Below are 9,484 nucleotides of genomic sequence, written 5' to 3' on the forward strand. Positions count from 1 at the left end.
GGGCGGGCGGGGCCGGGGGGCGGCCCCCCCCCCGCCCCCCCCGGGGCGGCCCCCCCCCCCCCCCGGCCCCCCCCCGCCCCCCCCCCCCCCCCGGGGGCGCCCCCCCCCGGGCCCCCACCGTTCAGCCGTGGCCCGGGGCGAGGCTCTCGCGCTCGATCAGCCGGGGGAGCGGTACCTGTACGGCACGGGCCGCGCCGCCGTCGAGGAGCGCGGCCAGCTCGCGCGCGGCGATCCGGCCGAACGCGACCGAGTCCCGGGACAGCGCCGTCAGCCATGGGCGGACCAGCCGGCACAGCGCCGAGTCCTCCCAGGAGATGACCGAGACATCGCCGGGCACCGTGAGCCCGAGCCCGGCGGTGACCGCCGCGCCGGCCGCCGCCATCACGTCGTTGTCGTAGATCAGGGCCGTCGGCGGGCGGTCCTCCTCCAGCACCCGGCGGGTCACCGCCGCGCCCTGGGTGTCGGAGTAGTCGGTGGTCAGCGAGCGCACCTCGGTGAGGCCGTACCGCTCCGCCTCGGCGCGCAGCGAACGGATGCGCCGCTCGGTGTGGGCGAGCGAGGGCAGCCCGGCGATATGGACGATCCTGCGGTGTCCCAGCTCGTGGAGCCGGCCCACGATGGCGGCCATCGCGCCCGCGTCGTCGGCCCGTACCCGGGAGAGCGCCGGGTAGGGGCGCGGGTCGCCGTCCGGCAGTTCGCCGATGACGACGGCGGGCAGCCCCAGCTCGTCCAGGACCCCGGGCCGGGGGTCGTCGGTCCTCGGGTCGACGACCAGGACCCCGTCCACCCGGTGCTCGGCCCACCAGCGGCGGTAGACCGCGCACTCGGCGGACACGTCCTCCACCACCTGGAAGAGCAGGCCGAGTTGACGGTCTGACAGGATCTCCTGGATGCCGGAGATGAGTTGCAGGAAGAACGAGTCCACCCCGAGGGACGCCGCCGGCCGGGCCAGCACCAGGCCCACGGTGGCCGAGCCCTCGCCGGAGAGCGCGCGGGCGGCGGTGCTGGGGCGCCAGCCGAGCTGTTCGGCGACCCGGCGGACCCGGGCGCGGGTGACCTCCGAGACGCCGGGGCGGTCGTTGAGGGCGAAGGACACGGCGCTCTCCGAGACCCCGGCGCGCTGGGCGATGTCCTTCATCGTCGGACGGCGCGCGGGTGTACGGCGGACCTGCGGCGGATCCGTGACGGCCGGCCTGTCCAGGGCCCGGCCGGACGCGGCGGGCCCCGGGCCCTCGGTGGACGGCTGCTTCCCTGTCACCCCGGTACCCCTTTTCCTGCCGTAACGGACGAGCCATCTGGACCCCGGACTAATGCGCTTGAGTCGCGGCATTCTAAAGCGCATTAGTGCTGCGTCGCAACTAAGCCGTAATAACCGCTCTGACCTGCGGCGAAACCAACTCCGGCTGAGTTTGTGACGAGAATGTGTTGACTTTCACGCACGCACATTGCAAGGTCTGCTGGGCATAAGGAGTCGGGGCGCCGAAGCTCCGGCTCGCCGACCGCACGCCTGGTCCGAGCAGAAGGAGCCGTTCACCGTGCGCATCTCCCGAAGAGCAGTCGCCCTCGCCGCTGTTCTCGCCACTGTCCTGCCCCTCAGTGCCTGTGGCGGAGGATCCGACGACGAGTCCTCCGACGCCTCGGGCGCCATCAAGGGCAAGATCACCTTCCAGACCTGGAACCTCCAGGCCAACTTCAAGGACTACTTCAACGGAGTCATCAAGGACTTCGAGAAGGAGTACCCGGACACGGAGGTGAAGTGGGTCGACCGGCCTGCCGAGGGCTACGCCGACAAGCTCAGCGCGGACGCGGCGGGCGGCACGCTCCCCGACGTCGTCAACATCTCCCCCGACCTGGTGGCCCCGCTCGCCAAGGCCGGTCTCGCCCTCGACCTCGACCAGGACAAGACGGCCGCCGCGTACGGCAAGGAGTACCTGCCCGACGCCTGGAAGAGCCACCAGATACCGGGCCTGGAGGGCACGTACGGCTTCCCCTGGTACCTGAACACCGGCCCCACCTTCTACAACAAGCGCCTGTTCACCGAGGCCGGTCTCGACGCCGAGAACCCCCCGACCACCTATGACCAGGTCTTCAAGGACGGCGTGAAGCTGGCCGAGCAGAGCAACGGCAAGATCGCCACGCTCGCCCAGGTGCCCACCATCGAGGACTTCGGCCGCTACGGCGTCCAGCTCATGAACAAGGAAGGCACCGGCTTCTCCTTCAACGACGCCAAGGGTGTCGAACTGCTCACCGAGTACAAGAAGCTCTTCGAGGCCAAGGCGCTCGACTCCCAGGCGCTGACCGCGACCCCCGAGTCCTCCGGCACCAAGTTCCTCACCGAGTCCGTGGCCATGAACCCGGGCAGCGCGCTGGACCTGGAGAACTTCAAGAAGAACGCCCCGAACCTGTACAAGAACATCGGGATCACGGACCAGATCAGCAACACCGGCAAGGTCAACATGTACGTCATGGGCGTCATGGTGAACTCCAAGACCAAGCAGAAGCCCGCGGCCGTCGCCTTCGCCCACTTCGTGACCGACGCGACCCGCCAGATGTCCTTCGCCAAGCAGGTCGCCATCTTCCCGAGCACCAAGGGCTCCCTGGACGACCCGTACTTCACCAAGGAGGACGGCACCGACGAGACCCGCGTCCGGATCGCCGCCGCCAAGTCCCTGAAGAAGGCGGAGAACTACACGCCCGTCCTGTTCAGCGAGCAGATGAAGACCGAGCTGCGCAACCAGGTCGCCAAGGCGCTCCAGGGCAAGCAGAGCCCCCAGGCAGCCCTCGACCAGGCCGTCGAGGCTTGTGACCGTCTGCTCAAGCAGAGCTGAGAGCTGAGCCCCGCACCATGACAAGCTCCACCGCCCCCCGGGCACTTCCCCCGGAATCCGCCGCGGCGGGGCCCACCCTCCGGAGCTCCGGCTCCGGCGGCCGTGGGCCCCGCGGCGGGCCCGTCCGCGGGATCCGGCGCCAACGTTCCCTCAGTCCCTGGCTGTTCGCGGCCCCGGGACTGCTGGTCGTCGGCGCCTTCAGTCTCTATCCCTTCCTCAGCACCCTCATCAACTCCTTCACCGACCGCCGGACGCTCCTCCCCGGCGGCTTCGTGGGCCTGGACAACTTCCGGGAGCTGATCCACGACGACATGTTCTGGATCGGCCTGCGCAACAGCACGCTGTACGTCCTGTGCGTCGTCCCCGCCCTCGTCCTGCTGCCGCTGCTGCTGGCGATGCTCGTCCAGCGCCAGATCCCCGGCATCACCTTCTTCCGCTCCGCCTTCTACACCCCGGTCGTCGCGTCGATCGTGGTGGTCGGCCTCATCTGGGTCTGGCTGCTCGACGACCGCGGACTGGTCAACTCGGTGCTGGAGGCCGTCGGCGTCGGCCGGGTCGGATTCCTCAGCGACCAGTGGCTGCTGCTGTTCAGCGCGATGGCCGTCACGGTCTGGAAGGGCCTCGGCTACTACATGATCATCTACCTGGCCGCGCTCGCCAACGTACCGCGCGAGCTGCACGAGGCCGCGGCCGTCGACGGGGCCGGGGCCGTGCGCCGGTTCGTCACCGTCACCGTGCCCGCCGTGCGCTCCACGATGACCCTCGTCGCCGCGCTCTCCTCGGTCAGCGCCTTCAAGGTCTTCTCCGAGGTCTACCTGATGGCGGGCCCCAACGGCGGTCCCGCGGGCGAGGACACCACCCTCGTCATGCTCGTCCAGCGGGTCGGCACCGGGCTGAGCGGCCGGGTCGGTTACGCCTCCGCGATCTCCGTGGTCGTCTTCGTCGTCACCGTCGCCCTGATGCTGCTGGTGCTCCGCGCCGACCGCAAGGAGGACGCGTGACCATCCTGAAGACCACCGACGCCGACGGCCGGCGCATCGCGCCCTGGCAGCTCGTGCTCCGCTACACCCTGCTGCTCGTCATGCTCACCGTGCTGATCGGGCCGTTCCTCTGGCAGCTCTCCACCTCGCTCAAGGGCCCGACGGAGGACATCTACAGCTACCCTCCGACCTTCTTCCCGGACGATGTGACCCTGCACAACTACGAGCGGGTCGCCGATGTCATCCCGGTGTGGGAGTACGCGTTCAACTCGCTCAAGGTGGCGATCGCCAATGTGATCACCAACTGTGTGGGCGCCGCCCTGGCCGGCTACGCGCTGGCGCGGCTGCGCTACAAGGGACGCACCGCCGCGACGCTGGCGTTCATCCTCGCCATGCTCGTCCCCGTCGAGGGCATCATCATCGCCCAGTTCACCACCATGCGGGACCTCGGCCTGAACAACACCCTCATCGGGGTGCTGCTGCCGGGATCCATCGGCGCGATGAACGTGCTGCTGATGCGCAACGCGTTCCTCAACCAGCCGCCGGAGGTGGAGGAGGCGGCCTTCGTCGACGGCGCCAACGTCTGGCAGCGCTTCCTGCGCATCTCGCTGCCCGCCGTCAAGGGCACGCTCGCCGTCGTCGCGATCTTCGCCTTCATGGGCGCGTGGGACGACTTCCTCTGGCCGCTGATCGTTCTCAGCGACCCGGAGAACTTCACTCTGACCATCGGGCTCAACTACCTCCACGGCACCTTCGCCCAGGACCCCCGGCTGGTCGCCGCCGGCACCATCATCGCCGTCGCCCCGCTCATCGTGCTCTTCGCCTGCCTCCAGCGCTACTTCTTCCGGGGCGTCGGCGAAGGCGCCGTCAAGGGCTGACCCCGTGCCGCACGCACCGCACGCACCACCGCACGCACCGCAGGGAAGCAGGACAACGTTGCCACCCACGAGCACTCCGACGCCGCGCTTCGGCGTCAACTACACCCCCAGCCAGGGCTGGTTCCACCACTGGCTGGACTTCGACCTGGACGACGTACGCGCCGACCTGGACTCGATCGCGGCGCTCGGCCTCGACCACATCCGGGTCTTCCCGCTCTGGCCGCTCTTCCAGCCCAACCGCACCCTGATCAGGCCCCGCGCCGTCGAGCAGCTCGTCCAGCTCGCCGACGCCGCCGCCGAACGCGGCCTGGACGTCAATGTCGACGGACTCCAGGGCCATCTGTCGAGCTTCGACTTCCTGCCCGCCTGGACCCAGACCTGGCACCGGCGGAACCTGTTCACTGACAACGATGTCGTCTCCGGGCAGGCCGCGTACCTCCGTACGCTCGCCGCCGCCCTCGCGGACCGGCCGAACTTCCTCGGCATGACCATCGGCAACGAGATCAACCAGTTCTCGGGACCGCCGCACCCCGACCCGGACCCCATCACCCCGGACCAGGCGGGAAGCTGGCTGCGCACCCTGCTCGCCGCGTGCGAGGAGGGCGCGCCCGGCAAGCTCCATCTGCACGCCGAGTACGACGCCGCCTGGTACCAGGACGGACACGCCTTCACCCCCGAGCACGCGGCCACGATCGGCGCCGTGACGGCCGTGCACTCCTGGGTGTTCAACGGCACCGCGCAGCGCCACGGCCGTACCGGCACCGCCACCGAGCACCACGCCGCGTACATGATCGAGCTGTCCAAGGCGTGGGCCCTGGAGCCGCACCGGCCGGTCTGGCTCCAGGAGGTCGGCGCCCCCGCGCCGCTCGTCCCCGCCGAGCACGCCGCCGAGTTCACCGAGGCCACCGTCGCGAACGCGCTGGACTGCGAGGACGTCTGGGGCGTCACCTGGTGGTGCTCGCACGACGTCTCGCGCTCCCTGGCCGACTTCCCGGAACTGGAGTACGGCCTCGGCCTGCTGACCAACGACCGGAAGGTCAAACCGGCCGGGGAAGCCCTCGCCAGGACCGTCGCCGCGTGGCGGGAGCGCGCGTACGCGCCCGCGCCCCGCACCCTCGCGCTCGCCGTCGACGTCGGGGACTCCGACAGCACCGCGCCCGACCGCGCCACCTGCGCGCCCGGCGGCGCGTTCTTCGAGGCGTTCGCCCGCCTGACCGAGGCGGGCGCCCGGCCCACCGCCGTCCTCGCGAGCCGCGCCGAGGACAGCGCCCATCTCGCGGCCCGTTCCATCACGGAGGTCGTCCACCCCGACGACGTCCCCTGACCGGCCCCGCGCCGGTCGGGTCCCGGCGACGCGGTCACACTGGACACCGCGTACGTACGGCACCCAAGGCACCCCACGCACCCCACGCACCTCAGGAGCACCCCTCATGCACGACGACCGCACCCTCGTCGAAGGCCGCCTCAAGCGCGTCCTCGGCGAACGCATCAGGCCCGCCGTCCACCCCGAGTCGATCCCGCTCGACGTCGCCGTCTGGCACGCGCCGGGCGAGCCCGTCCCCGTGGCGGAGGGCATCGCCGGGCCCGTCGAGCCGGTCGAGGCCGGCGACCGGTGGGGCGCGCCCTGGGGCACGAGCTGGTTCCGGGTCTCCGGGACCGTGCCCGAGAAGTGGGCGGGCCGTACCGTCGAGGCGATCCTCGACCTCGGCTTCGACGAGAACATGCCCGGATTCCAGTGCGAGGGCCTGGTCTACCGCCCCGACGGCACCCCGGTGAAGGGCCTCAACCCGCGCAACCAGTGGGTACGGATCGGGGCGCCCGTCGCCGGCGGCGAAGAGGTGCTGCTGCATGTCGAGGCCGCGTCCAACCCGGTGATCCTCGACTACCACCCCTTCCTGCCCACGCAGCTCGGCGACAAGGAGACCGCGGGCAGCGAACCCCAGTACACCCTCGCCCGGATGGACCTCGCCGTCTTCGACGAGACCGTCTGGAACCTCGTCCAGGACCTGGAGGTGCTCGGCGAGCTGATGGCCGAGCTGCCCGTGGAGGGCGCCCGCCGCTGGGAGATCCTGCGCGCGATCAGCCGCGCGCTCGACGCGATCGACCTCCAGGACGTGAACGGCACGGCCGCCGCCGCCCGCGAGCTGCTCGCCGGCGTGCTCACCACCCCGGCGCCCGCCACCTCCCACCGGATCAGCGCGGTCGGCCACGCCCACATCGACTCCGCCTGGCTGTGGCCGCTGCGCGAGACGGTCCGCAAGGTCGCCCGTACGACCGCCAACATGACCGCGCTGCTGGAGGACGAGCCCGAGTTCGTCTTCGCGATGTCCCAGGCCCAGCAGTTCGCCTGGATCAAGGAGCACCGCCCCGAGGTCTACGCCAAGGTCAAGAAGGCCGTCGCGGAGGGCCGGTTCGTACCGGCCGGCGGCATGTGGGTCGAGTCCGACACCAACATGCCCGGCTCCGAGGCGATGGCCCGGCAGTTCGTGCACGGCAAGCGCTTCTTCCTCGACGAGTTCGGTGTCGAGAACGACGAGGCGTGGCTCCCCGACACCTTCGGCTTCGCCGCCGGGCTGCCGCAGATCATCAAGGCCGCCGGGTCCAAGTGGCTGCTCACGCAGAAGATCTCCTGGTCCACGATCAACAAGTTCCCGCACCACACCTTCCGCTGGGAGGGCATCGACGGCACCCGGATCTTCACCCACTTCCCGCCCGTCGACACGTACAACTGCTCCATGACGGGCGAGCAGATCGCCCACGCCGCGAAGAACTTCAAGGAGAAGGGCGCCGCGCGCCACTCGCTCGCGCCCACCGGCTGGGGCGACGGGGGCGGCGGCACCACCCGCGAGATGATCGCCAAGGCGGCCAGGCTGCGCAGCCTCGAAGGCTCGGCGACGGTCGAGTGGGAGACCCCCGGCGCGTTCTTCGCCAAGGCCGAGGCCGAGTACCCGAACCCGCCCGTCTGGGTCGGCGAGCTGTACCTGGAGCTGCACCGGGCCACGCTCACCAGCCAGGCCAAGACCAAGCAGGGCAACCGGCGCAGCGAGCACCTGCTGCGGGAGGCCGAGCTGTGGGCCGCCACCGCCGCCGTCCGCACCGGCGCCGCCTACCCGTACGAACTGCTCGACCGGGTCTGGAAGACCGTCCTGCTCCACCAGTTCCACGACATCCTGCCCGGCTCGTCCATCGCCTGGGTGCACCGCGAGGCGGAGAAGACCTACGCGAAGGTCGCCGAGGAGCTGACCGGGATCGTCGACGCCGCGCAGCGCGCCCTCGCCGGTGATCCGGCCGGCGGGACGTCCCTGGTCTTCAACGCGGCGCCGCACCCGCGCGGCGGGGTCGCGGCGGGCGCGGCGGGACCGGCCGTCGCCGTCGCGGGCGCGCAGCTCACGGAGCGCGAGAACGGCGGGTACCTGCTCAGCAACGGCCTGCTGGAGGTCGAGATCGACGCCCGCGGCCTGGTCGTCTCGGCGTACGACGTCAGCGCGGAGCGGGAGACCGTCGCCCCGGGCGAGGCCGCCAACCTCCTCCAGATCCACCCCGACTTCCCCAACCAGTGGGACGCGTGGGACGTGGACGAGTTCTACCGGAACACCGTCACCGATCTGACGGACCTCGACGAGCTCACCGGGACCGGGCCCGACGACGCGGCGGGCGGCGCCGTCGGCGTACGGATCGTGCGCTCGTTCGGCGCCTCGACGGTCACCCAGCTCCTGACCCTCGCGCCGGGCACCAAGCGGCTCGACATCGACACCGAGGTCGACTGGCACGAGACCGAGAAGTTCCTCAAGGCCGCGTTCCCGCTGGACGTCCACGCGGAGCGGTACGCCTCGGAGACCCAGTTCGGCCATGTGTACCGGGCGACCCACACCAACACGAGCTGGGAGGCCGCCAAGTTCGAGGCGTGCAACCACCGCTTCGTCCACCTGGAGGAGCCGGGCTGGGGCGTCGCGCTGGTCAACGACTCGACGTACGGACACGACGTGACCCGTACGGTCCGCGCGTCCGACGCCGGTACGACCACCACCGTCCGGGTCTCCCTGCTGCGCGCGCCGCGCTTCCCCGACCCGGAGACCGACCAGGGCGTCCACCGCTTCCGCCACGCGCTGGCCCCGGGCGCGACGATCGGTGACGCCGTGCGGGAGGGCTACCGCGTCAACCTGCCCGAGCGCCGGCTCACCGGATCGGGGGAGGTCGCTCCGCTGGTCACCGTCGACAACGACGCGGTCGTCGTCAGCGCGGTCAAGCTGGCCGACGACGCCAGCGGCGACCTCGTCGTACGGCTCTACGAGGCGACCGGCGGCCGGGCCAAGGCGCGCGTCGGGCTGGGCTTCGACGCCACCGGTCTCGCCGTCACCGATCTGCTGGAGCGGCCGCTGGCCGACGCGGCGGACGGCGCGGGCGCACCGGAGCTGGCGGACGGCGCGGTCCTGCTGTCGCTGCGTCCGTTCGAACTGGTCACGCTGCGGCTGACGCGCGGCTGATCCGCCGCTGATCCGGATACGCAGGAGCGGGCGGCGTACCCCCTGACCGGGGTCCGCCGCCCGCTCGTACCGGGTCGGCGCTCATCCGCGGCGTTCCCGGCCCGCGCCGCCGAGCGCCTGTGCGGACACCAGGTCGAGGAAGGTCCGCTCGTTGCCCGCCAGGCCCGCCGCCGTGAGCGCCGCGTCCGCCTCCGCGATCGGTGCCGCGAGCAGCGGCGGGGCCGGCGGCGCCCCGACGGGGTGGTGCAGGGCCGCGCGTACGGCCGCCCCCCGCCCCCGATATGCGCGGGCCCCGGAGCGCGCGTCCGGGGCGC

7 protein-coding genes are annotated in these 9,484 nt (G+C 71.4%); 5 read left to right on the forward strand and 2 right to left on the reverse strand.

The genetic code is table 11. From position 1 onward, the window contains the following. Nucleotides 1-121 precede the first annotated feature (121 nt). Nucleotides 122-1,138, reverse strand: coding sequence for a LacI family DNA-binding transcriptional regulator (locus ACFXPK_RS31195; RefSeq protein WP_385080498.1), 1,017 nt, complete (start codon nucleotides 1,136-1,138; stop codon nucleotides 122-124). Between the two features lie 397 nt (nucleotides 1,139-1,535). Between ACFXPK_RS31195 and ACFXPK_RS31200 the strand changes: the two genes are divergently transcribed. The 5 genes from ACFXPK_RS31200 (at nucleotide 1,536) to ACFXPK_RS31220 (ending at nucleotide 9,170) form a co-directional block, all read left to right on the forward strand. Then, nucleotides 1,536-2,828 carry an ABC transporter substrate-binding protein gene (locus ACFXPK_RS31200; protein WP_385004955.1) on the forward strand — a complete coding sequence of 431 codons (1,293 nt, stop codon included), beginning with the start codon at nucleotides 1,536-1,538 and terminating at the stop codon, nucleotides 2,826-2,828. A gap of 17 nt (nucleotides 2,829-2,845) precedes the next feature. Continuing rightward, nucleotides 2,846-3,829, forward strand: a complete 984-nt coding sequence (locus ACFXPK_RS31205; RefSeq protein ID WP_385004953.1) for a carbohydrate ABC transporter permease — start codon at nucleotides 2,846-2,848, stop codon at nucleotides 3,827-3,829. Next, nucleotides 3,826-4,686 (forward strand): carbohydrate ABC transporter permease, encoded by an 861-nt coding sequence (locus tag ACFXPK_RS31210; RefSeq protein WP_385004951.1) that lies wholly within the window; start codon nucleotides 3,826-3,828, stop codon nucleotides 4,684-4,686. The genes ACFXPK_RS31205 and ACFXPK_RS31210 overlap by 4 nt, the downstream gene beginning before the upstream one ends. 58 nt (nucleotides 4,687-4,744) lie before the next feature. Next, complete coding sequence (locus tag ACFXPK_RS31215) at nucleotides 4,745-6,010, forward strand: glycosyl hydrolase (RefSeq protein ID WP_385080492.1); 1,266 nt, start codon at nucleotides 4,745-4,747, stop codon at nucleotides 6,008-6,010. 106 nt (nucleotides 6,011-6,116) lie between these two features. After that, a complete protein-coding gene (locus tag ACFXPK_RS31220; protein WP_385080494.1) occupies nucleotides 6,117-9,170 on the forward strand; it encodes an alpha-mannosidase in 3,054 nt (1,017 codons plus the stop codon). An 81-nt stretch (nucleotides 9,171-9,251) separates the two neighbouring features. On the opposite strand, the gene ACFXPK_RS31225 is transcribed toward ACFXPK_RS31220, so the two are convergent. Then, the coding region (locus ACFXPK_RS31225) for a hypothetical protein (RefSeq protein WP_385080496.1) at nucleotides 9,252-9,484 on the reverse strand (233 nt) is incomplete at its 5' end.

The organism is Streptomyces sp. NPDC059142 (genome assembly GCF_042755665.1).
Classification (GTDB): Bacteria; Actinomycetota; Actinomycetes; order Streptomycetales; family Streptomycetaceae; genus Streptomyces.